We start from the raw sequence: 22,295 nt of genomic DNA, 5'->3' as shown, positions 1-22,295 counted from the left end.
TTTGTCCCGCCCGGATGCCGCTTCTGGCATCATGCCAGCTCCCGCGGCCCTGCCTTTCCGGCCGCCTCTTCCGCTACTATTTTCCTCCCATGACCCTTTTCGACCAAGCGCTGGTATGGTTCCGGCGCGACCTGCGCAGTTTCGACCAGGCAGCGCTGCATGAGGCGCTCACGCTGTCGCGCCGTGTCCATTGCGTGTTCATCTTCGACCGCGCCATCCTCGATCCGCTGCAGCGGCACGGGGCCACCGCGGACCGCCGGGTCGCCTTCATCCACCAGAGCCTGGCCGAGCTCGACGCCGAACTGCGCAGCCACGGCGGCGGCATGATCGTCCGGCATGCGCACGCGGAAAGCGAAATACCGCGGCTGGCGGCGGAACTGGGCGTGGCCGCCGTGTTCGTCAACGAGGATTACGAACCGGCGGCGGTGGCCCGCGACGCCGCGGTGTCCGCCGCGCTGAAAGCGGACGGCCGCCGGATGATTTCCTGCAAGGACCAGGTGATCTTTGAAAAGTCGGAAGTGCTGACCAAGACCGGCAAGCCGTATTCGGTCTTTACGCCGTACAAGAATGCCTGGCTCAAGACCCTGATGGGCGCGGCGGACGACCCGTTTGCCGCCAATCCCCTGCTCAACCGCTACCTGTCGACGCCCGACTACGGGCGCCTGGCGCCGGCGCCGGTGCCAGCGAACGGCCTGCCGACGCTGGCCGATCTCGGCTTCCTGCCCGCGGACCTGTCGCGGCTGGACATCGGCCCCGGCATGAGCGGCGGCCAGGAATTGATCGACGCGTTCATGGACTGCATTGCCGACTATGAAACCGCCCGCAATTACCCGGCCCGGCGCGGCACCTCGCACCTGTCGGTGCACTTGCGCTTCGGCACGGTGTCGGTGCGCTCGCTGGCGCGGCGGGCGCTGATGGAGCGGCATAATGGCGCGGGCGGCGCCGGCGCGGCGGTCTGGCTGTCCGAGTTGATCTGGCGCGATTTTTATTTCAGCATCCTGCATCATTTCCCGCACGTCGCGCAGCAGGCATTCAAGCCCGACTACGACCGCATTTCCTGGGCGTCCGGGCCGGAAGCGGACGAAATGTTCCAGGCCTGGTGCGATGGCAAAACCGGCTATCCGCTGGTCGACGCGGCGATGCGCCAGCTCAATGAAACCGGCTTCATGCACAACCGGCTGCGCATGGTCACCTCCTGCTTCCTGATCAAGGACCTGGGCATCGACTACCGCCGGGGAGAACGCTACTTCGCCGACCGGCTCAACGACTACGACCTGTCGGCCAACAACGGCGGCTGGCAGTGGGCCGCGTCATCGGGCTGCGATGCGCAGCCGTGGTTCAGGATCTTCAATCCGGTCACGCAGTCGGAAAAATTCGATGCGGACGGCGTGTTCATCCGCAGCTGGCTGCCGCAGCTGGGCAGGCTGTCCGGGCGCGACATCCACGCGCCATGGAAACTCGCGCCGGAAACGCTGCGGCAAGCCGGCGTTGAACTGGGCACGGATTACCCGCAGCCGCTGGTGCGGCACGAGGAAGCGCGGGAACAGACGCTGCAGCGCTATGCGGTGGTGAAGAAGGCGATTGCCTAGCAGCGCGGCAATGCGCGCAACGTAACAAGGTGGCGGCGGGAACGCCGCCGGCCCGCGGGATGCGCCGGGCCGGGGACATGGCGTCCCGCCCGCCTATCCTCCCGCCGCGGCCGCCGCCTCCGGCTTCCCGGTGTAGGCCGCCACGAACCCGAGCAGGTCGGTTTCCCGGTAAGGCTTGCCCAGGTACTCGTTCACGCCCAGCTCCATTGCATAGTTGCGATGCTTGGTGGCGGTGCGGGACGTGATCATGATGATGGGAATGTGCCGGGTCCGGATATCGTCGCGCACATTGCGGGTCAGGTCGAAACCGTCCATCCGCGGCATCTCGATGTCGACCAGCATCAGGTGCGGCGTCACCGTCTGCAACTGCTCCAGCGCATCGACGCCATCCTTGGCCAGCATCACCTGGTAGCCCTCGCGGGTCAGGAAACGCTGGGTGACGCGCCGCACCGTCAGCGAATCGTCGACGACCATGACGATAGGCTGGGCGCGCGGCGCCTGCAGCGGCTGCAGAGCCTGCTCCTCGCGCGGCGCCGCCCGTTCGGCGTCGGCCAGGCGCTGCGCCAGCGGCACCGGGTCGAGGATCAGCACGATATCGCCCGAGCCCAGCACGGTCGCGCCGGCCACGCCCGGCATCTGGGCAAGCTGCGGGCCGATGTTCTTGACGACGACTTCCCGGTTGCCGACTACTTCGTCCACATGCACCGCCACCCGCATGTCGCCGCTCTTCAAGATCAGCAGCGGCGAATACTGCTGCGTGACCGGCGCAACGCTGCTGTCGCCCAGCAGTTCCGACAGGAAGTACAGCGGCACCTGCTCGCCGCGCCACGCCACCGAGCCCTGCGCATAGGCGTCGGCCAGCGGCGCCGCCTTCAGCTGCTGCACCTGCTCGACCAGGACCGACGGCACCGCGTAGGTGTTGCCGCCGGTGGTCAGCACCACCACCTGGGTCACCGCCAGCGTCAGCGGCAGCCTGACCATGAAGGTCGTGCCGCGGCCGCGCTGGCTGTCGATGCCGACGCGCCCGCCAAGGCCGCTCGCCTCGGACCGGACGATGTCCATGCCGATGCCGCGGCCGGCCAGTTCGGTCACTTCCTGCGCGGTGGAAAAGCCCGGATGGAAGATCAGTTCGCGCAGTTCGGCATCGGACAGCGCAGCGCCGTCCCGCACCAGGCCGCTTGCCTCGGCCCGCTGGCGGATGCGTTCGAGGTCCAGGCCCGCGCCGTCGTCGGAAAACTGGATCACGACCTCGTTGCCTTCCTGCCGTATCTCGACGGTCAGCTCGCCGGTTTCCTTCTTGCCCGCCGCCAGCCGCTGGCCGCGGCTTTCGATGCCGTGCACGATCGCATTGCGCAGCAGATGCTCGAACGGCGCGGCCATTTTCTCCAGCACGCCGCGGTCGATTTCGACGCCGCCGCCGCGGATGTCGAGGCTGACCCGCTTGTCGACTTCCTTCGCCGCCTGGCGCGTGACGCGGTACAGCCGTTCGGCGATGCTGCCGAACTGCACCATGCGCACCCGCATCAGGTCCTGCTGCAGCTCGCGCGTGAGCCGCGACTGCAGCTGCAGGTCGGCGCCCGCCTGCTCGACGCCGCGGGTCATGTTCTGCTGCACCGTGGCGACGTCGGCGACGGTCTCGGCGATCATGCGGCTCAGTTCCTGCAGCCGGGTGAAGCGGTCGAACTCGAGCGGGTCGAAGCCGCGCTCGGCCGACTGCGCCATCTGCGAACTGATCTGGGTTTCGGCCTGGATTTCCAGCTCGCGCAACTGCGACCGCAGCCGGGTCACGTTCTCGGTCAGCTCGGACAGCGACTGCTGCAGCCCGGACACGCCATTCTCCACCCGCGAACGGGAGATCGACACCTCGCCGGCCTGGTTGACCAGGCGGTCGATGACGTCGGCGCGCACCCGCACCAGCGGCGTGTTGGCCGCGGCCGGGTTTCTTGCGGCCGCCGTGGCCGGCGCCACCGCGCTGGCCACGCTGCCGCTGACGACATTCGGCGCCAGCCGGGCGGCGTCGGGATGCTGCAGCTGGTCGTACAGGTACAGGCCGATGTCGAACCGGCCGAACAGGTCGTCGAATGCGGCGCCCGACGGCTGGCCGACGATGACAATCTGCTCGATCCGGCTTTCCATGTCGTGCATCTGCTGGCCGAGCCGCATTGCGCCCGCCATCCGCGCGCTGCCCTTGATGGTATGCAGCAGCCTGCGCAGGTTTTCCACGGGCTCGGCGGCTGCCGGCTCGGCCTGCCAGGTCCGCAGCTGGATCTGGATCTGCGGCAGCAGGTCGCTGGCTTCTTCCAGGAAAACCGGCAGCAGGTCGGCGTCGAGTTCATCGCGCGGCATGCGCCCGGCCTGGCTGGCCGGTTCGGCCGCATCGGCATCCACATCGGTCTCGTCCGCCGCGGTCGCGCGTTCGGCCGGGACGGCAGCGTCCACTGCGAAGCCGGCGAGTGGCCGCGTCTTCGCGCCCGGCACGTCCGCCGGCGATGTCCTTGCAACCGCGGCGGCGCGTTCTGCTTCGCTGCCGTCGATGCCCTCGGTTTCGTCGGGGATGAATGCCGGCACCGCGGACTGCACTTCCGGCTGGCTGCTGGCGGCGCGCCTGGCAATCTCCTCGCGCATCTGCACCAGGATAGCGACCTGGTCCGGCGCCGCTTCGGGCATCTCGCCCAGCGCGAAGGTTTGCAGCATGGCCTTCAAGCGGTCGACCGCGCAGTCCAGCGCATCATAGTCGGCGGGACTCAGCATGACCGGCTTGCGCGCCAGCGTCTGCAGCACCCGCTCAAGCGCATAGGCGACTTCCTGCAACGGGACGAAGCCGACGGTTGCCGAACTGCCGGCCAGCGAATGCGCTGCATGCACGGCGATGGTATTGACGCTGCGGGCGGCCTCATGCCGCCATTCGGCCAGGTCCTGCGCCAGCAGGCGCACCAGGTCGTCGGTCTCGGCGAGATAGATGTTGTGCAGGGGGACGCTGATCTCGAGCGTGCCGATGCGCTTGATGCTGTCGTCCACCCGGCTCTCGGGCGGATGCACGTCGGGGAAGCTGAACACCTGCGCAAGCATCGCAGGCACTTCCTCGGGCACCGGGGAAGCGCCTGCGGTATCGGACAGGAGGAAGGCGTCCGCCGCCTCGGCTGCGTTGGCAGCCTCGCTTGCCTCGTCGCCTGGCAGCGCGGGAGTGTCTTCGGCTTCGGCTACCGCAATGGCTTCATTGGCGGTATCCGGCGGGAGGCTGGTCGCGCCGGCGTCAGCCGGGGCCGGACCGGGCTGCTCGTTTCCGGTTGTGGATGTTTCCGTGCTTGCTGCAGCGGCTGCGACCCCTGCACTTTCTACTGCGTCTGCTATCTCCTTGTCTGCGATCTCTTCGGCTGCGGCTGCCTCGACGATTCCCGCTGTCCCTGCAATCGCCGCTGCATCCCCGGCTGCTGCCACTTTGTGTGCAGGCTCAGCTGTCTCTGCAGGTTTTGCCTCCTCTGCGATTGCTGCTTCCTCTCCGGCTACTGCTGCCTCCGCAAGTGCCGCCTCGTCTTTGGCTACTGCTGCCTCCGCAGCTGTTTCCTGTGCGATTGCGGTTGCTGCTGCCTCAACTTCTGCTGCTTTCTCTGCGGATGCTGCTGCCGCTGCGGATGCTGCTTCCTCCGCTGTTGCTGCTTCTTCTGCGGTTGCTGCAGCCGCTGCACTCGCACCGACGGCCGACCCTGCCGAGACTTCCATGTCCGCATCCGGCAAGCCGCCGCCGTTGGCAAACTGTTCGCATGCCCGCACCAGCGCGTCCGGCGTGCGGCTGGATTTTCCGGTTTGCTGCAGGTCCTGGACCCAGGCGCCCAATTCGGCGTGCGCCCGGTCGATCAGGCTGCACAGGTCGTCGGATACCGGCTCATTGCCGGCGAGCGCAAGGTTCAGGGTTTTTTCCACAGCCCATGCGGCCTCGCCGAATGCGCCGAGGCCGACCATGCGCCCGCTGCCCTTCAGCGTATGGAAGGCGCGGCGCAGTGTGGTCAGGTAGCTTTGCTCGGCTGGCGCCATCCGCAGCGGCGGCAGGTTGTCGCTGACGGTTTCCAACACCTCGACCGCTTCGCCAAGGAAAATTTCCAGCAGTTCGGCGTCGACTGTCTCGTCGTCCATCGCCAGCACCAGGTCGGATGGCTGCACCGGCGACGGCGGAGCCGCCGCGTAGTCGATGCTTTCAGGCAGGTCGGCCAGGGCCAGCGCGCGTTCTTCGTCATAGGCTGCCGGCGCAGCCGCGGCAACGATCTCGACGGCTTCGGCGGCTTCGGCGGCTTCGGCGGCTTCGGCAGCTTCGGCAGCTTCGGTGGCTTCGACAGCTTCGGTGGCTTCGACAGCTTTGGTGGCTTCGACAGCTCCCGTGGCTTCGACAGCTTCCGCAGCCCCAGCCCCAGCGTCTGCCGCAGTCTCCGCTGCCGGCATGGCGATGCCGTCAGGCTGCCGCGCAAGGGCCTGGACCGGCTCCGCGGCCATCTCCGCAACCGGCGCGGCGGAGATGGCCGGTACGTCCACCATCCTTGCCTGGCCGCGACGCGGCGCGGTGCTGACAAACAGCTTGCTGGCCGGATCGAAGACGAATCGGGTCATCGCGGCTTCGCTGTCAGCCTGCATGCTTTCCATGAAAAAACTCAGCGCGCCGAGGTTGCGCGCGACATGCTGGAATTCGGGGCGGCCAGGTTCGCCCTCGAAGTCCGGCGCAGCGAATCCAGCCACTTCAGCGCGCACATTGCGCACCGCCAGCACCGCCTGCTGCTGGTCGAGGATCGCAAGCGCGCCTTCAATCTGGTGCAGGATGCCGTCGACCGGCGCGAGCACCGTTCGTTTTGCCGAGTTGCTGAAGAACTCGTCCAGCATCTTTTCGACCTGCGCGAGATTGCTGCGCATCTCGCCGGCGAGCACGGCGACGGTCTCGCGCTGGCCGACGTCCTCGGCGGGACTGCCGGACCACTGTACCGGCGCGGCATGCAGGTCGCCGCTGGCCAGCGCGCCAAGGCGTACGGTCATGGCGTTGGCGGTGCGATCCGTGTCCGCATCCGGACGGACGCCGCCGTCCAGTACGCTTTCCAGGAATAACAGGCCGGTCGCGACATCGAGCGCCAGTGCCTGGCCGGGCGCGGCAGGCATGTCGCCGGCGGCGATCTGCGCGAGTTGCGCCAGCAGCTGCTCGAGCGGCACCGAACCGAGGTTGGCGACTGGCCGGGCGAGCGCGCCCAGGTCGCGCCTGAAGTCGGCCACAGCCTGCATTTCGCCGGTGGCGAGCCGCTCCCAGGCGGCCTTGGCCGACTGCAGGCCTTCCAGCGCGCTGGCGTTCAGTGCGCGGTCGGTGCGGCCGTAGCGCCGGCTGTCCAGCGCGGCCTCGTCCACGGACGCCAGGCTGTAGACCTGGCGTATCTGCAGCAGCCGCGGCGACGGGGCCGGCGCCGCGGCGATGAAGTACAGCGCATCGCGCATCAGGCGCTCGCTGACGTCGGACGCCGGTTCGTCGAGCTTGCGCATCTGCATGTTGATGCGGCCAAACAGCTGCTTCACATACACCGCCGACGCGATTTCACCGCCTGCCACGCCGGCGGCAAAACCGTGCAGCACCCACCAGTAGGCGCGCCCGGCCTGTCCCGGCGTGCGGCGGACAAAATCGGCCAGCACGTCGGCGAGTCCGGCGGCGCTGGCTTTTTCCGCCTGCGGGTCGGCGCTTTTCAGCAAGGGCAGCAAGGCCTTTTCGAAGCGCTGCCGCAGGTGCGATGCCTCGACCGCGCTGGCCTGCGCGGTCGCGCCGCCCAGCCTCGGCTGTATCGACAGGTCGGGGAAATACAGGTCGGTCGGATGGATGCGGCTGATGCCGCGGGCCTGCTGCAGGTCGCGGTAATACGGATACAGCTTCAGCGGCTGCGGCGCAGCGCCGGCCAGCAATTCATCCAGGTATTCGGTCAGCGCGACGCAGGCGGCGGCGACGGCGTCCAGCCAGCCCGCTTCCGGCGCCGCGGCGTCGCCGGAAGCGCGCGTGAGCAGGTCTTCGATTGCCTCGGTCAGCAGCGGCACGCCGGCGATGTCGACCACCTGCAGCACGCCATGCGCCTGGTGCAGCACCGTGGCAGCCTGCTTGAAGGCCGCCGCGGCGGCTTCGGCGTCGAGCACGGCCGAGGACTGCGCCAGTGCGCTGGTACGCGCAAGCACGGCGCGGATCTCTTCCATGACCCAGGACAACGGCCCGGTGTCGAACTGGTCCGCGGCGGCGGGGTTGGCAGGATAGCTGCTCATGCGTGCCTCAAGGTGTCAGGTTGTGCGCGGTCCCGGCGCGTTGCGGCGCGCTGGCCTTGCGGGAAGGCGCCGGTACCAATACGGTGCATTGCGGGATGCGGACGGCATCGGGGGGCGTCAGGCGACGCGGAAGCGGGACACGGAACTCTTCAGTTCTTCCGCGAGCCGGGACAGCGCGTGAATCGACTGCGCGGTCTGTTGCGTGCCCTGCTGCGTCTGCTCGGTCACCGTCAAAATGTTCTGGATGTTGCCCGCGACGCCGCTGGCCGAGCGCGCCTGGTGGCCGGTCGCGGTGGAGATTTCCTGGATCAGCTCGGCCAGCTGGTTCGAAACCCGGCGGATGTCGAGCAGCGCGGCGCCTGCCGCGTCCGACAGCCGGGCGCCTTCGACCACGCCCTGCGTCGATTTCTCCATTGCGGCGACGGCATCGTGCGTATCGGTTTGAATGGTGCGCACCAGCGCGCCGATCTGCTTGGTCGCTTCGGCCGAGCGTTCCGCCAGCCGCTGCACTTCCTCGGCCACGACCGAGAAGCCGCGGCCCGCCTCGCCCGCCGACGCCGCCTGGATCGCCGCGTTCAGCGCCAGCACGTTGGTCTGCTCGGTAATGTCGGAAATCAGCTCGGTGATCTCGCCGATCTCCTGCGAGGATTCGCCCAGCCGCTTGATGCGCTTGGACGTTTCCTGGATCTGCTCGCGAATCTCGGTCATGCCCTTGATCGCGTTTTCCACTGCCTGCGAACCCTGCTCGGCCGCCGTCACCGACTGCCGCGCCACTTCGGCCGATTCGCTGGCCGAGCGGGACACGTCGGTAATCTGGCTGGCCATCTGCAGCACCGCCTGGCCGGTCTCCTGGATTTCCCGCGACTGCTTCTGCGACGCTTCCAGCAGTTCGGTGGAGATGTTCTGCGCCGCGTTGGACGCGGAGGTCACCTGCTCGGCGGTCTTGGTCACGCGTCCGACCAGGCCGCGCAGTTCTTCCACCGTGTAGTTGAGCGAGTCGGCAATGGCGCCGGTGATGTCTTCGGACACGGTGGCCTGCACGGTCAGGTCGCCGTCCGCCACTTCCTGCAGTTCGTTCATCAGCCGCAGAATCGCCGCCTGGTTCTGGTCGTTGGCGGCCTTGGCCTGTTCTTCCTGGCGCTGCGCTTCGAGACGCTGGGCGTCGGCCGCCTCGCGCCGCGATTCCGATTCGAGCGCGCGGCTGCGGCTGTCCTGCAGCAGCACGCGGGCGATGGCCGCGGCCGACAGCAGCGCCGCCAGCGCGAACACCAGCATCGGCCAGAAGGTCCAGCCGACGGCGTCCTCATGGGCGCGGTAGGCGCGCTGGAGCGTCGCAAGGCGTTCCTTGAGCGCTTCGTTTTCGGTGAAGATCAGCTGCTCGGCCTGCTTGGCCGCGATGAAGTTCTGCAGGTTGCCGAGGATGCTGGACACCGATTTCTGGTATTCGCCGAAGGTCTTCTGCAGTTCGATCAGCTTCTCGCGCGTGTCCGGGTCGCGGGTGGCCGACAGGCGCATGATCTCGCTGCCGCTCAGGAAGCCGTCGGTGATGTCTCGGAAGGTGTTGGTGTCCTTGCCCAGCAGGAAAGCGGTTTCCGGGTTGACGCCTTCCGAGGTCAGGAATTCGTTGGCGCTGCGGCCCAGTCGCTGGGTCAGCATGACCAGCTGGCCGGCCGCGGCGATTTCACGCGGGCTGGCGCCGCCCTGCGCTTTCAGCGTCGAGATCTGCTCGGTCAGTTCCAGCAGCGTCGGCGACAGCGCATTGAGCTTCTGCAGCGTGGCGCCGAAACCGGACAATTCCTTCTGCAGCTTCAGCACCGTGCCGGCGGCCTTGTCCGAACTGGCCCAGGCCTTGCGGGACTCCGAGAGGATGGCGCTGATGTCGCCGCCCGCGGGACTGATGCTGCGGCCCTGGAACTCGCCGCCGCTGGTCAGCACGTCGAGGTCGGTGTTGAGCGCGCGCCGGCTGTCGGCCAGCTGTTCGAATGCGGCCGGGTTGCCCTGGATCGCGTTCGGCGCCGCCTTGCCGATACGCTGCGAGTGCATCAGCGTGTCGCCGGCGATCTGCGTCTGCAGCGAATTCATGCCGGAGACATTGGCGTTGAGCCACACCGCACCCGAGCCGAGCAGCAGCGAGCCGCCCAGCACGCCGAGCAGCAGCCGCATCTGGTGCTGGACCGGGAAGCGGCTCAGCATCAGCATGTCGGAGCGCTTCAGGCCGCCGAGCCGCGACTTCGCCACCGCCGCGGGCGTCTCGGCCTGCGCGGCGCCGGCGAGCGCCGGCGACAGCGCGGACGCTCCGCCATGCGCGCCAGCCGCGGCCATCGCCGCGTGTCCGTCGTGGATACGCGGTTTCTTCAGCTTGTTGAGGAAAGCCAGATTGAACGCCATGCAATGTCTCCTGATGCCGGTAACGGGTAATCCAGGCGCGACCGCCTGGCGGTCATGAACCTACATGCAAAAATCGGGAATCCTGCGTGATCAGGGAAAGATCAAGTTCGGTCCAGTCCTGCGCCTCCTGGTCGACGTAATGCCGTGCCAGCCATGGAGGGTTATCGGCAGCCGCCGCCGGATTCTTTAACGTCATCTCGGCGACGTTGCGCAGGCCCAGCACGCGCGACACCAGCAGGCCGCAGTTGAACCCCAGCGCCGGCGCGAAGGCGACCACCCGGCTGTCCTTCTCGATGACGGTGGATTCACCGCCCTGGAAACGGGCGAGGTCGATGATGCTGATCAGGTTGCCGCGCAGGTTGGACAGGCCGAGGAACCAGTCGGCGGTCAGCGGCACGCCGGTGATGGCGCCGACGGTGGTGATCTCCCCTGCCTGCTTCAGGTCCAGCAGGTAGCGGCTGCCGCCGATGACGACGGCGAGGCCGTTGACATGGGCGTCGGCGCCGCTGCGGGCCGCATGCATGCGATCGACCAGGTGGGTCTGGAAGTCGCGCATCCGGGCCCGGCGCGCTGCCCGGTCGGGCGAAATCTGTGGCGTATGGGACAGTGCTGCCGATGCTTCCCGGGAGGAATTGGCGCTGTCCATGGATTAACCCAGCGCCGCGATTTTTGCCAGCAGTTCCTGGGGGTCGACCGGCTTGACGATGTAGTCGCGCGCACCCTGGCGCAGTCCCCAGATGCGGTCGGTTTCCTGGCCCTTGCTGGTGCAGATGATGATGGGCACGTCCTGCGTGTCAGGGTTGCGGCTGATCGAGCGGGTGACCTGGAAGCCGTTTTGCCCCGGCATCACCACGTCCATCAGGATCAGCTGCGGCCGGTCGGCCTTCACTTTCAGCAGCGCTTCCTCGCCGCTTTCGGCGGTCGACACCGAAAAGCCGTTCTTGATCAGGATATCGGACAGGAAGTAGCGCTCGGTCGGCGAATCGTCGACGACCAGGATTTTTTGTATGGCCATTGCATCAACCTTGGAGAGGGGTCGGGTGGGGCATTACCGGGAGACCGCGGCGGCCGTGTATTCACGCACGGTGCGCAGCAGGCTGTCTTTTGTAAAGGGCTTGGTGAGATAGGCGTTGGAGCCGACCATCGCGCCGCGCGCGCGGTCGAACAGGCCGTCCTTGGAGGACAGCATCACTACGGGTGTCGAATGGAAGCGCGCGCTCTTGCGGATCAGCGCGCAGGTCTGGTAACCGTCCAGCCGCGGCATAAGGATGTCGCAGAAGATCAGCGCCGGGTGGTGGTCGTTCATCTTGGCAAGCGCGTCGAAGCCGTCGTCGGCCAGAACGACCTGGTAGCCTGCCTGCCCCATAAAAATCTCCGCCGACCGCCTGATGGTGCTGCTGTCATCGATCACCATGATTTTCAGGGCGCCGTTGTCTGTCGAAATTGTCATCGCGTCATCCTGTTGAACCACCTTAATATAAGGTGCATTCATGACTAAAAGCAAGATCGTTAAATTGGCGGCGTCGACGACTCAGGTGGTGGCGTGGTTTTTATGCGAATGAATCGCTGGTTTCTATTGGTGATCGAACAAATATGCGGCGAACGATTTTTTGAATTGTTAAATCGTGACCATCTCGAAGTCTTCCTTGCGGGCGCCGCATTCCGGGCAGGTCCAGTTCATCGGCACGTCGGCCCAGCGGGTGCCGGCGGCGATGCCCTCTTCCGGCAGACCTTCGGCCTCGTCGTAGATCCAGCCGCAGATCAGGCACATCCAGGTCTTGTAATCGGTCGCGGCGGCTGTTGTGTTATTGCTCACGGTGTACTGCCCTTCAAGTAAAATGCAAAGTCGGATATCTTAATCTAGTCCCTGTGCAAAACCAAACTTCTCCGCTCGTGATGAGCTTCAATGTCGCCGATCCGGTCGGCGCGACCGGCATCCAGGCAGATCTGGCTTCGTTTGCCGCGATGGGCTGCCACGGCCTGTCGGTGATCACGTCGATCGCGGTGGGCGACACGGCCCGGGTCGAGGATGCGCAGACCATCGACGCCGACTGGGTGTCCGACCAGGCCCGGGTCATCCTCGAGGACATGGCGGTGACGGCATTCAAGGTCGGCTACCTGGGCGGCATCGAGAACGTGTCGGTGATTGCCGAGATCGTGTCCGACTACCCCGACATCCCGCTGGTGCTCGACCCGTTCTCCAGCCGCATGCCCGACCTCGGCGCCGACGGCGACGACCTGCTCGTCGCGCTGCGCGAGCTGCTGGTGCCGCAGACGACGCTGCTGCTGCTGTCCACGGTCGAGCTGGCGCGGCTGGCCGAGACCTGGCGCGAGCCGAGCAACCGCGACACGCTGACCGAGGACGTCATGCACTTGATCGATCTCGGCTGCGAGTACGTATTCGTCACCGGCACCCCGGACGATGTGCACAATGTCGCCAACAGCCTGTACAACGAGTCCGGCCGGGTCCGGCACGACAGCTGGGCGCGCCAGCCCGGCGCCTTCAGCGGCGCCGGCAGCACGCTCTCCGCCACCATCGCGGCGATGCTGGCGAACGGCCTGGACGTGCCGGAAGCCGTGCTCGAAGCGCAGGAATTCATCGTCGCGGCGCTGGCGCATGCCGGCCGCATGGGCATGGGCAAGCTGATCCCGGACCGCCTGTTCTGGGCGCGCGAACCGGACGACCTGGCCTGACCCCTGCCTGCCGCACCATCCTATAAAGAGCCTTGCAATGACATCGAATAACGACATCCTGTTTGAACGCGCGCAGCGCAGCACGCCTGGCGGCGTCAATTCCCCGGTCCGCGCCTTCCGCTCGGTCGGCGGCACGCCGCGCTTCATCAGCCGCGCCGCCGGCCCCTATTTCTGGGACGCCGACGACCGGCGCTACATCGACTATATCGGCTCCTGGGGCCCGGCCATCGTCGGCCACGCGCATCCGGCGGTGGTGAAGGCGGTGCAGGAAGCGGCCGAACGCGGCCTGTCCTTCGGCGCGCCCACCGAGGGCGAAGTGCTGATGGCCGAGGAACTGTGCCGGCTGGTGCCGTCGATGGAGCAGGTGCGGCTGGTGTCGTCGGGCACCGAGGCTGCGATGAGCGCGCTGCGGCTGGCGCGCGGCGTGACCGGGCGCGACCTGGTGATCAAGTTCGAAGGCTGCTACCACGGCCATGCCGACTCTCTGCTGGTCAAGGCAGGCAGCGGCATGCTGACCTTCGGCAATCCGACCTCCGCCGGCGTGCCGGAAGACTTCGCGCGGCACACCATGGTGCTCGACTATAACGATGCGCAGCAGCTGGAAGAAACGTTCGCCCGGGTCGGCGACCGGGTCGCCTGCGTGATCGTGGAGCCGGTCGCCGGCAACATGAACCTGCTGCCGGCGACGCCCGAGTTCCTGCAGACGATGCGCGACCTGTGCACGAAATACGGCGCGCTGCTGGCGTTCGACGAGGTGATGTCGGGCTTTCGCGTGGCGCTCGGCGGCGCGCAGTCGCTGTACGGCATCGCGCCCGACATGACGGTGCTGGGCAAGGTGATCGGCGGCGGCCTGCCGGTGGCCGCATTCGGCGCCAGCGCGGCGGTGATGAAGCACCTGGCGCCGCTGGGCGGCGTCTACCAGGCCGGCACGCTGTCGGGCAACCCGGTGGCCGTGGCCGCCGGCATGACCACGCTGAAGCTGGTCCAGGCGCCCGGCTTCTACGAGGCGCTGTCGGCCCAGACCGCGCGGATGGCCGCCGGCATCGGCGACGCGGCCCGCGAAGCCGGCGTGCCGTTCTGCGCGAACTCGGTCGGCGGCATGTTCGGACTGTATTTCACGGCGGACGTGCCGCGCAACTACGCCGAAATGATGAAGTGCGACAAGGCGGCGTTCAATGCCTTCTTCCACGCAATGCTCGACGCCGGCGTCTACCTGGCGCCTTCCGCGTTCGAAGCCGGCTTCGTGTCGGCGCAGCATGACGACGCGGTCATCGATGCGACGATAGACGCTGCGCGCCAGGCCTTTGCCACGCTGCGCTGAAGACCGCCGCGCCGCCCGCGGCTACCCTGCAAGGAGCAAGTCATGATGTCCAACCGTTCCCGCCTGCCGCTGTGGCTGGCCCTGCTGTTCGCGCTGCTGCTGTCGGGCTGCGCCGGCACCATCGTGCGCAGCGAGGTGACGGCCTTCCATGACGCGGCCATCGACTTCGGCGACAAGACCTATGCGTTCAGCCGCGACGCCCGGCAGGACAACGACCTCGAATACCGCAGCTATGAAAACCTGGTGCGCGGCGAGCTGCAGCGGCTGGGCTTCGCCGAGACGGCGGGCGCCAGGCTGCAGGTCGCCATGCGCTACCAGGTCGACGCGCGGGACATGCGCGTGATCGAGCCGGTCGTGGTGGACCCATGGTACGGGCCGGGCTTCGGGCGCTATCGTTATCCCTATGGTTTCTACGGCCCGTATGCCGATCCGTTCTGGTTCGGGCCGCCGCTGGTGCAGCCGGTGGAGCGGCGCTTCGTCAGCTACAGCCGCAGGCTGGAAATCAGCATCGCCCGCGCCGCCGACCGCAAGAACCTGGTTCAGGTGATCGTCAACAGCCAGGGCCAGAACCCGTCGCTGGCCGCGGTGATGCCGGCGATGGTGCGCAGCGCCTTCGCCGACTTCCCCGGACCCAGCGGCGTGCCGCGGGTGCTGGAATTGAAGCTGGAGCCGGCGCGGTAGGCATTCGACGCCGGCTGTCCGCCTTCACCTACCCGGTGCATGGCCGCTCCACGCCGATGACGATGGCGCGGTCAGCCCGTGCAGCGGGTCGGCGCTGTCCTCAGGCGGCTTCCTTCGCCGGATGCGCCTGCCGGTGATACAGGAATTCCAGCACCGCCGTCCGGTATTGCGAATAGCGCGCATCCTGCGCCAGCGCCACGCGTTCCCGCGGCCGCTCCAGTTCCACCTTCAGGATCTCCCCTATCGTTGCAGCCGGTCCGTTGGTCATCATGACGATGCGGTCCGACAGCAGCACCGCCTCGTCGACATCATGGGTCACCATCACCACGGTGGAGCTGGTGCGCGCGACGATCTTGAGCAGTTCGTCCTGCAGGTGCGCGCGGGTCAGCGCGTCGAGCGCGCCGAAGGGCTCGTCCATCAGCAGGACCTTGGGCTCCATCGACAATGCGCGGGCGATGCCGACCCGCTGCTTCATGCCGCCCGAGATTTCATGCGGCCGCTTCTGCGCGGCATGCGTCAATCCCACCAGCGCGAGCGCGGCATTGGTCCGCTCCTTCATCTGCGCCTTGCCCTCGGCCGCGCCGAAGACCCGCTCCACCGCAAGGTAGACGTTCTCGAAGCAGGTCAGCCACGGCAGCAGCGAATGGTTCTGGAACACCACTGCGCGTTCCGGCGCGGGTCCGGCGATCTCGCGGTTGGCGCACAGCAGCAGTCCGTCGCTGGCCTTGAGCAGGCCGGCGATCATGTTCAGCAGCGTCGACTTGCCGCAGCCGGAATGGCCGATCAGGGTGATGAACTCGCCCCTGGCCACCGTCAGGTTGATGTCCCGCAGCGCCTGGAACACGCCGTTGCGCGTGTTGAAGGACATTTGCGCGTTCTGGATCTCGATGAATTTGTTGTTGTCCATGTCTGTCGCCCCTAGCTTTTCACGTCTTCGTAAGTGAACGCCCTGGCCACGGCGACCAGTGCCTGCTCGAGCAGCAGGCCGACCAGTCCGATGGCGAAGATGGCGATGATGATGTGCGGCACGTTCAGGTTGTTCCACTCGTCCCAGACCCAGAAGCCGATGCCGACGCCGCCGGTCAGCATCTCGGCCGCGACGATGACGAGCCAGGCGGTGCCGATGGACAGCCGCACGCCGGTCAGCATGTAGGGCAGCACCGACGGGAACAGGATCTTGGTCAGGATCTTCCACTCGGACAGGTTCAGCACCTTGGCCACGTTCATGTAGTCCTGCGGCACGCGCTGCACGCCGACCGCGGTATTGATGATCATGGGCCAGATCGAGCAGATGAAGATGGCCCAGATCGAGGCCGGGTTGGCTGCCTTGAACACCAGCAGGCCGATCGGCAGCCAGGCCAGCGGCGACACCGGCTTCAGGATCGCGATCAGCGGGTTGAACATCGCCGACAGGAAGCGGAAGCGGCCGATCAGGAAGCCGGCGGGAATGCCGACGGCGGCGGCCAGGCCGAAGCCGATGGCGACCCGCTGCAGCGACGCCAGCAAATTCCAACCTATGCCCTGGTCGTTCGGACTCTTGCTGTAGAACGGGTCGGAAAATATCTTGATCGCCTCGGTCAGGGTCACCAGCGGCGTCGGTATGCCGTCGCTGCTGGCTGACACGATCTGCCAGACCAGCACCAGGAAGGCGATGCCCAGCACTGGCGGAAAGACCGTGGCGCCCACCGCGCGCAAGCGCCGGCGCACGCCGCCGCCGGTGCGCGCCGGCCTGGCGGCCGGCGCTGCCTCGGCGACCGCGGCCTTGCCGGTGCTGGCGCCGGTACCGGTGGCCTGGGCCGGGGGATTGGCGAGAGACTCTATCTTGTTCATGACTGCGCTCATTGCGGTTCCTTGTGCCTATGCGTCGATCAGGCCTTGATGGTGAAAGAGGAAGCGTAGGCCTGCGGGTTCTTGCCGTCCCAGACCACGCCATCCATCAGCTTGGTGCTGCGCATGCTGTCCCTGGGCACGTTGACCTTGGCCATGCCGGCGGCGTCCCTGTAAAGATCGACCTGGTTGATCTGCTTGGCCACGGCCAGGTAATCGACATCGGCCTTCAGCAGGCCCCAGCGCTTGTGCTGGGTCAGGAACCACATGCCGTCGGACAGGTAGGGGAAATTCACCGCGCCGTCGTTGTAGAACTTCATGTAGTTCGGGTCGTCCCAGGTCCTGCCCAGGCCATTCTGGTAGCGGCCCAGGATGCGCTGGTTGATCACGTCGACCGAGGTGTTCACATAGGACTTGTCGGCGATGGTTTCCGCCATCTTGTTCTTGTTCGACAGCGACGCGTCGATCCACTTGCCGGCTTCCAGCACAGCCGCGGTCAATGCGCGCGCGGTGTTCGGGTATTTCTTCACCCATTCGGCGCTGGTGCCGAGCACTTTTTCCGGATGGTCGCGCCAGATGTCCTGGGTCGTGATGGCGGTGATGCCGATACCGTCGGCGATCGCGCGGTGGCCCCATGGCTCGCCGACGCAATAGCCGTCCATGTTTCCGACCCGCATGTTGGCCACCATCTGCGGCGGCGGCACGGTGATGATCTTGGCGTCCTTCATCGGGTCGATGCCGTTGGCCGCCAGCCAGTAATACAGCCACATCGCGTGGGTGCCGGTCGGGAAGGTCTGGGCGAAGGTGTATTCGCGCTTCTCGGACTTCATCAGCTTGGCCAGCGACGGGCCGTCCACCGCGCCCTTGTCGGCCAGCTTCTTCGACAGCGTGATGGCCTGGCCGTTGTTGTTCAGGGTCATCAGCACCGCCATGTCCTTCTTCGGGCCGGACACGCCAAGGTGCACGCCGTAGATCAGGCCGTACAGCACATGGGCGGCGTCGAGTTCGCCATTGACCAGCTTGTCGCGCACGCCGGGCCAGGACGCTTCCTTCGACGGCGTGATCTTGATGCCGTATTTCTTGTCGATGCCCAGCACCGAGGCCATGACGACCGAAGCACAGTCGGTCAGCGGGATGAATCCGACCTTGACCTCTTCCTTCTCGGGCTTGTCCGAACCGGCTGCCCATGCGCCGCGGGTGGAGAGTGCGCCGAATGCGCCGGCCACGCCGGCGGCGGCGCCGGCTTTCAGTACGCTGCGGCGGGTGATTGCTGATTTGTCTGCGTTCGCTGTCATGTCTTCCTTGCATTGGAAAGAGGCGCCCTGTCCGGGACCGCAGCCAACATGGCTGGCGTTCCCTGCCCTGGCCTTGCGCCATCATTGGCGCAGCTTCCAATCAGCAATTGGTGTGCCAGCGTGAAACTCCCGGCTTTGCGCCATTGCAAGGCGCGCGTTGCCCTGCGCTTGGGCGGCGCACCATCAGGGCGCGTTGAAAATGCGGGAATAGTGCGGCGGGCGTCCAGCGTGTGGCCCGGCGCTGGTGCGCTCTGCCGGCGCCTGCCGGTGCGTGCCGGTGCGCGCTACAGCAGCAGGTCGGCGACGTCGATCATGCGCTGGGCGACGTCGGAGAGCTTCAGGTTCTTGTCCATCGCCAGCCGGCGCAGCTTGCGGTAGGCCTCGTCCTCGGTGCAATGGTGCCGGTCCATCAGCAGCCCCTTGGCGCGCTCGATGACCTTGCGTTCGGCCAGCTTCAACCGGGTGACCGACAGCTCGTCGCGCAGCTTCTGGTCGACCTCGAAGCGGGCCACGGCCACGTCCAGCACCGCCTTCACCCATTCCGCCGACAGGCCGGCGGCGATATAGGTGGACACACCGGCCTCCAGCGCCGCATGCATGCGCTTGCGGTCGCCGTCCTCGGAGAAGCAGATGATGGGCCGCGGCGCGTTGGCGGTGGCCGACACCACTTCCTTCAGCGCCGCGTCGGACTGGGCGTCGACGATGATGACATCCGGCCTCAGCTGGGCGATATGGCCCTGCAGGTCGGCGTCCGGCGGGAATACCGCGAGGATGTTGTAGCCGGCTTCCAGCAGGTTGATGCGCAGCATGCGGGCGCGGTCTGCCTGCTCGATTTCGGCTGCGTCCGCGCCTTCCGACGGGACCAGCGAGTTGACGACGATGATGCGTAGCAGTTTTGAATCCGTCATGGGCTTTTTAAGCGATATGCGCTTTCCTTTACAATACCGCTTTGCAAAAAGCTTGCCACCCCCCTCTCCTATCCTGTCCTTCCATGATTGTTCTCGGCGTCGAATCCTCCTGCGATGAAACCGGCCTGGCCCTGTACGACACGGACCGCGGCCTGCTTGCGCATGCGCTGCACTCGCAGGTCGCGATGCACGAACAGTACGGCGGCGTCGTGCCCGAACTGGCGTCGCGCGACCATATCCGGCGCGCGCTGCCGCTGCTGGAACAGGTGCTGGCCGATGCCCGCCTGGACCGGCACGCGATCGACGCGATCGCCTATACCCAGGGCCCGGGCCTGGCCGGCGCGCTGCTGGTCGGCGCCTCGGTCGCCTGCGGCCTCGGCCTCGCGCTGGACAAGCCGGTGCTGGGCGTGCATCACCTCGAGGGCCACCTGCTGTCGCCGCTGCTGGCCAGCGAGCCGCCGGAATTCCCCTTCGTCGCGCTGCTGGTCTCGGGCGGGCATACGCAGCTGATGCGGGTCGACGGCGTCGGCCGCTACACGCTCCTGGGCGAAACCGTGGACGACGCCGCCGGCGAAGCCTTCGACAAGTCGGCCAAGCTGCTGGGCCTGGGTTACCCCGGCGGCCCGGCCATTTCCCGGCTCGCGGAATTCGGCGACCCCGGCGTCTACACGCTGCCGCGGCCGATGCTGCATTCGAAGAACCTGAACTTCAGCTTTTCCGGGCTGAAGACGGCGGTGCTGACCTTGGTGAAGACCAAGATCACGAATATCTGCGAGCAGGACAAGGCCAATGTCGCGCGCGCCTTCGTCGACGCGATCGTCGAGGTGCTGGTGGCGAAATGCATGGCGGCTTTGAAGGAAACCGGGCTGAAGCGGCTGGTGATCGCCGGCGGCGTCGGCGCCAACCGGCAGCTGCGGGAAGCGCTGAATGCCGCCGCGGCGAAAAAGCGGTTCCGCGTGTTCTACCCGGAGCTGGAATTCTGCACCGACAACGGCGCGATGATCGCGTTCGCCGGCGCGATGCGGCTGCAGCTGCAGCCGGAGGCGGCGCAGCGGGATTATGCGTTCAACGTCAGGCCGCGCTGGCCGCTGGATGAATTGAGCATCTGAGCGCGCCGGCGCAGATTGCGCCGCGCGCCGGCCTTCCCTACTTCTTGCTGCCCAGCCGGCTTTCCTTGCCGTTGATCAGGTTGCCGATGTTCTTCGCATGCCGGTACACCAGCAGCAGGCTCATCGCCACCACCGCCAGCAGCAGCGGATCGACCCCGAACAGCAGCACGTAGAAGAACGGCGCGAAGACGCTCGACACCAGCGCCGCCAGCGACGAGTAGCGGAATGCGTAGGCGATGATCAGCCAGGTTGCCAGCGTCGCCAGGCCCAGCCACACGTTCAGGCCCAGCAGCACGCCCAGCGCGGTCGCAACGCCCTTGCCGCCGGCGAAGCGGAAGAACACCGGCCACAGGTGGCCCAGGAACACCGCGATCGCGACCAACGCGATGCCAGTGTCGTCCACACCGAAGCGCGGTCCCAGCTGCAGCGCCAGCCAGACGGCAAACCAGCCCTTGAAGCAGTCGCCGATCAGTGTGGCGATCGCCGCCTTCTTGTTGCCGCTGCGCAGCACATTGGTGGCGCCCGGGTTTTTCGAGCCGTAGGTGCGCGGGTCGGCCAGGCCGAACAGGCGGCTGCAGACCACGGCGAAGGAAATGGAGCCGATCAGATAGGCGGCGACGACGAACAAGACGGTATACATGGGCTGCTTGACCTGTTGTTATAAATGAGGCAATGAAACGGTGAGTGGCAACGGATAAAAAGGCTAAGGACCGCCTGCTATTACCCGGCCAGCGCGCATGATACAGCGGTGACCGGCAGGATCGTCGGCAGCACCGCGGGCGCCAGGCCGACCAGGTAGCCGCGCCGGCCGCCGTTGATATAGATGCGCTCGAGCGCCAGGATGCTCTGCTCGACATACACCGGCATCGCCTTGCGGGTGCCGAACGGCGAGGTGCCGCCGATCTGGTAGCCCGAGTGCCGCTGCGCCACCTCAGGCGTGCATGGCTCGACCGACTTGCAGCCGATCTGGCGCGCGAGGTTCTTGGTCGAGACCTTGCAGTCGCCATGCATCAGCACGATCAGCGGCTTGCCGGCTTCGTCCTGCATCACCAGGGTCTTGACCACCTGGTGCTCGTCGACGCCCAGCTCGCGTGCCGAGACGGTGGTGCCGCCGTGTTCCTCGTACTGGTACGGGTGCTCCGAGAAAACGACCCGGCATCGGCGCAGATACTGGGTCGCCGGGGTCTCGGAGATATGCTCTTTCCTGCTCATGCGTGATACGCTCACTTGAAAAATGGGTGGGGTATTATGCAACAGGAAATTCGCTTCGCGACATTCAACGTCCTCAACCTCGCCCCGCCGGGACTGCGCTTCTACGACGGCATCGAGCCTTACACGCCGGAACAATACGACGCCAAGGTAGCCTGGCTGGCGCGGAAATTCGACCAGCTCGACGCCGACGTCATTGGCCTGCAGGAAGTTTTTTCACAGGATGCGGTGCGCGACGTGCTGGCCCGCACCAGCCGCTACCGGGACGCCGCGCACATCGGCTTCGAACCCGAACCCGGCAAGCTCACGCCCAGCGTCGCGCTGATCAGCCGCCTGCCGCTGGCCGGCCCGACCGCCAAGCACCTGGACCTGCCGCGCGGGCTGTCGATGCCGCTGATGGACCTGGGAAGCGCGGTGACCCGCTTCACGCGGCCGGTGCTGCAGGTGCCGGTGCAGCTGCCGACCGGCCAGGTGCTGAATGTGTTCGTGGTCCACCTGAAATCGAAGCGCCCGGACTACCGCAACGGCGACAGCGAAAACGATCCCGGCAGCATAGGCGCGGCCGTTTTGCGGTCCATGGTCCGGCGCGGGGTCGAGGCGCTCGGGCTGCGCTACCTGCTATCCGATTTCACCGCCGGCCAGCGGCGGCCGCTGATGGTGATGGGCGATTTCAACGATGTTGCCGACGCGGTGCCGACGCAGCTGGTGCTGGGCGGCGGGCGCAGCCTGAACGGGCATGACGAACGGATGTTCGAATGCTACCGGCTGCAGTCGCGGCGCGACCCGCTGCGCGATGTCGGCTTCACCCACGTCCATGACGGCAATTTCGAAACGATAGACCATGTGCTGGTCTCGGAGGAATTCAACCCGGCGTCGGCGCATGCGCTGGGCGAAGTGCTGGAAGTGGCCTACCTGAACGACCACGTGATATTTCGTTCGCCCGACGCGTCGGACCATGGCGCGGTGCTGGTGCGCATCGGCATCAGGCCGGGCGAATGACGGTTTAC

General features: G+C 66.7%; 18 protein-coding genes. 6 read left to right on the top strand and 12 right to left on the bottom strand.

What is annotated here, in order from left to right:
- Window positions 1–89 precede the first annotated feature (89 nt).
- Window positions 90–1,589 (top strand): cryptochrome/photolyase family protein, encoded by a 1,500-nt coding sequence (locus QOL82_RS00665; RefSeq protein WP_283440293.1) that lies wholly within the window; start codon window positions 90–92, stop codon window positions 1,587–1,589.
- A 93-nt stretch (window positions 1,590–1,682) separates the two neighbouring features.
- On the opposite strand, the gene QOL82_RS00660 is transcribed toward QOL82_RS00665, so the two are convergent.
- The 6 genes from QOL82_RS00660 to QOL82_RS00635 form a co-directional block, all read right to left on the bottom strand.
- Complete coding sequence (locus QOL82_RS00660; RefSeq protein WP_283440292.1) at window positions 1,683–7,856, bottom strand: hybrid sensor histidine kinase/response regulator; 6,174 nt, start codon at window positions 7,854–7,856, stop codon at window positions 1,683–1,685.
- A 117-nt stretch (window positions 7,857–7,973) separates the two neighbouring features.
- Window positions 7,974–10,244: a methyl-accepting chemotaxis protein gene (locus QOL82_RS00655; protein WP_283440291.1), complete on the bottom strand. Its 2,271-nt coding sequence runs from the start codon at window positions 10,242–10,244 to the stop codon at window positions 7,974–7,976.
- A 52-nt stretch (window positions 10,245–10,296) separates the two neighbouring features.
- Window positions 10,297–10,890, bottom strand: coding sequence for a chemotaxis protein CheW (locus QOL82_RS00650; RefSeq protein ID WP_283440290.1), 594 nt, complete (start codon window positions 10,888–10,890; stop codon window positions 10,297–10,299).
- A 3-nt stretch (window positions 10,891–10,893) separates the two neighbouring features.
- Window positions 10,894–11,259 carry a response regulator transcription factor gene (locus QOL82_RS00645; RefSeq protein ID WP_283440289.1) on the bottom strand — a complete coding sequence of 122 codons (366 nt, stop codon included), beginning with the start codon at window positions 11,257–11,259 and terminating at the stop codon, window positions 10,894–10,896.
- Window positions 11,260–11,292: 33 nt separating this feature from the next.
- A complete protein-coding gene (locus QOL82_RS00640) occupies window positions 11,293–11,694 on the bottom strand; it encodes a response regulator (RefSeq protein WP_283440288.1) in 402 nt (133 codons plus the stop codon).
- A 168-nt stretch (window positions 11,695–11,862) separates the two neighbouring features.
- Window positions 11,863–12,015, bottom strand: coding sequence for a rubredoxin (locus QOL82_RS00635; protein WP_283440790.1), 153 nt, complete (start codon window positions 12,013–12,015; stop codon window positions 11,863–11,865).
- 98 nt (window positions 12,016–12,113) lie between these two features.
- Here QOL82_RS00635 and thiD point away from each other — a divergent pair, with 98 nt between their 5' ends.
- The 3 genes from thiD to QOL82_RS00620 are packed head-to-tail and all read left to right on the top strand — an operon-like array spanning window position 12,114 to window position 14,940.
- Complete coding sequence (thiD, locus tag QOL82_RS00630) at window positions 12,114–12,938, top strand: bifunctional hydroxymethylpyrimidine kinase/phosphomethylpyrimidine kinase (protein ID WP_283440287.1); 825 nt, start codon at window positions 12,114–12,116, stop codon at window positions 12,936–12,938.
- 37 nt (window positions 12,939–12,975) lie between these two features.
- The gene (gene hemL, locus QOL82_RS00625) at window positions 12,976–14,259 is read left to right on the top strand and encodes a glutamate-1-semialdehyde 2,1-aminomutase (protein ID WP_283440286.1); all 1,284 of its coding nucleotides are present in this window, start codon (window positions 12,976–12,978) and stop codon (window positions 14,257–14,259) included.
- A gap of 42 nt (window positions 14,260–14,301) precedes the next feature.
- Window positions 14,302–14,940: a DUF4136 domain-containing protein gene (locus QOL82_RS00620; RefSeq protein WP_283440285.1), complete on the top strand. Its 639-nt coding sequence runs from the start codon at window positions 14,302–14,304 to the stop codon at window positions 14,938–14,940.
- Between the two features lie 100 nt (window positions 14,941–15,040).
- On the opposite strand, the gene QOL82_RS00615 is transcribed toward QOL82_RS00620, so the two are convergent.
- The 4 genes from QOL82_RS00615 to QOL82_RS00600 all read right to left on the bottom strand — a co-directional run bounded on the left by QOL82_RS00615 (window position 15,041) and on the right by QOL82_RS00600 (window position 18,970).
- Window positions 15,041–15,847: an ABC transporter ATP-binding protein gene (locus QOL82_RS00615; protein ID WP_283440284.1), complete on the bottom strand. Its 807-nt coding sequence runs from the start codon at window positions 15,845–15,847 to the stop codon at window positions 15,041–15,043.
- An 11-nt stretch (window positions 15,848–15,858) separates the two neighbouring features.
- Window positions 15,859–16,782: a nitrate ABC transporter permease gene (gene ntrB, locus QOL82_RS00610; protein ID WP_283440283.1), complete on the bottom strand. Its 924-nt coding sequence runs from the start codon at window positions 16,780–16,782 to the stop codon at window positions 15,859–15,861.
- Between the two features lie 26 nt (window positions 16,783–16,808).
- Window positions 16,809–18,062, bottom strand: coding sequence for a CmpA/NrtA family ABC transporter substrate-binding protein (locus QOL82_RS00605; protein WP_283440282.1), 1,254 nt, complete (start codon window positions 18,060–18,062; stop codon window positions 16,809–16,811).
- Between the two features lie 284 nt (window positions 18,063–18,346).
- Window positions 18,347–18,970: an ANTAR domain-containing response regulator gene (locus tag QOL82_RS00600; protein ID WP_283440281.1), complete on the bottom strand. Its 624-nt coding sequence runs from the start codon at window positions 18,968–18,970 to the stop codon at window positions 18,347–18,349.
- Between the two features lie 83 nt (window positions 18,971–19,053).
- Here QOL82_RS00600 and tsaD point away from each other — a divergent pair, with 83 nt between their 5' ends.
- Window positions 19,054–20,079: a tRNA (adenosine(37)-N6)-threonylcarbamoyltransferase complex transferase subunit TsaD gene (gene tsaD, locus QOL82_RS00595; protein WP_283440280.1), complete on the top strand. Its 1,026-nt coding sequence runs from the start codon at window positions 19,054–19,056 to the stop codon at window positions 20,077–20,079.
- Between the two features lie 37 nt (window positions 20,080–20,116).
- Here tsaD and plsY read toward each other — a convergent pair whose 3' ends face one another.
- Window positions 20,117–20,719 (bottom strand): glycerol-3-phosphate 1-O-acyltransferase PlsY, encoded by a 603-nt coding sequence (gene plsY, locus QOL82_RS00590; protein ID WP_283440279.1) that lies wholly within the window; start codon window positions 20,717–20,719, stop codon window positions 20,117–20,119.
- An 80-nt stretch (window positions 20,720–20,799) separates the two neighbouring features.
- Window positions 20,800–21,291, bottom strand: coding sequence for an aminoacyl-tRNA deacylase (locus QOL82_RS00585; protein WP_283440278.1), 492 nt, complete (start codon window positions 21,289–21,291; stop codon window positions 20,800–20,802).
- Window positions 21,292–21,327: 36 nt separating this feature from the next.
- Between QOL82_RS00585 and QOL82_RS00580 the strand changes: the two genes are divergently transcribed.
- Window positions 21,328–22,287, top strand: coding sequence for an endonuclease/exonuclease/phosphatase family protein (locus QOL82_RS00580; RefSeq protein ID WP_283440277.1), 960 nt, complete (start codon window positions 21,328–21,330; stop codon window positions 22,285–22,287).
- The last annotated feature ends 8 nt before the right edge of the window (window positions 22,288–22,295 follow it).

It is taken from the genome of Noviherbaspirillum suwonense (assembly GCF_900182955.1).
Lineage (GTDB): Bacteria > Pseudomonadota > Gammaproteobacteria > Burkholderiales > Burkholderiaceae_D > Noviherbaspirillum_A > Noviherbaspirillum_A suwonense.
This window is presented reverse-complemented; position numbering and strand designations above follow the sequence as displayed.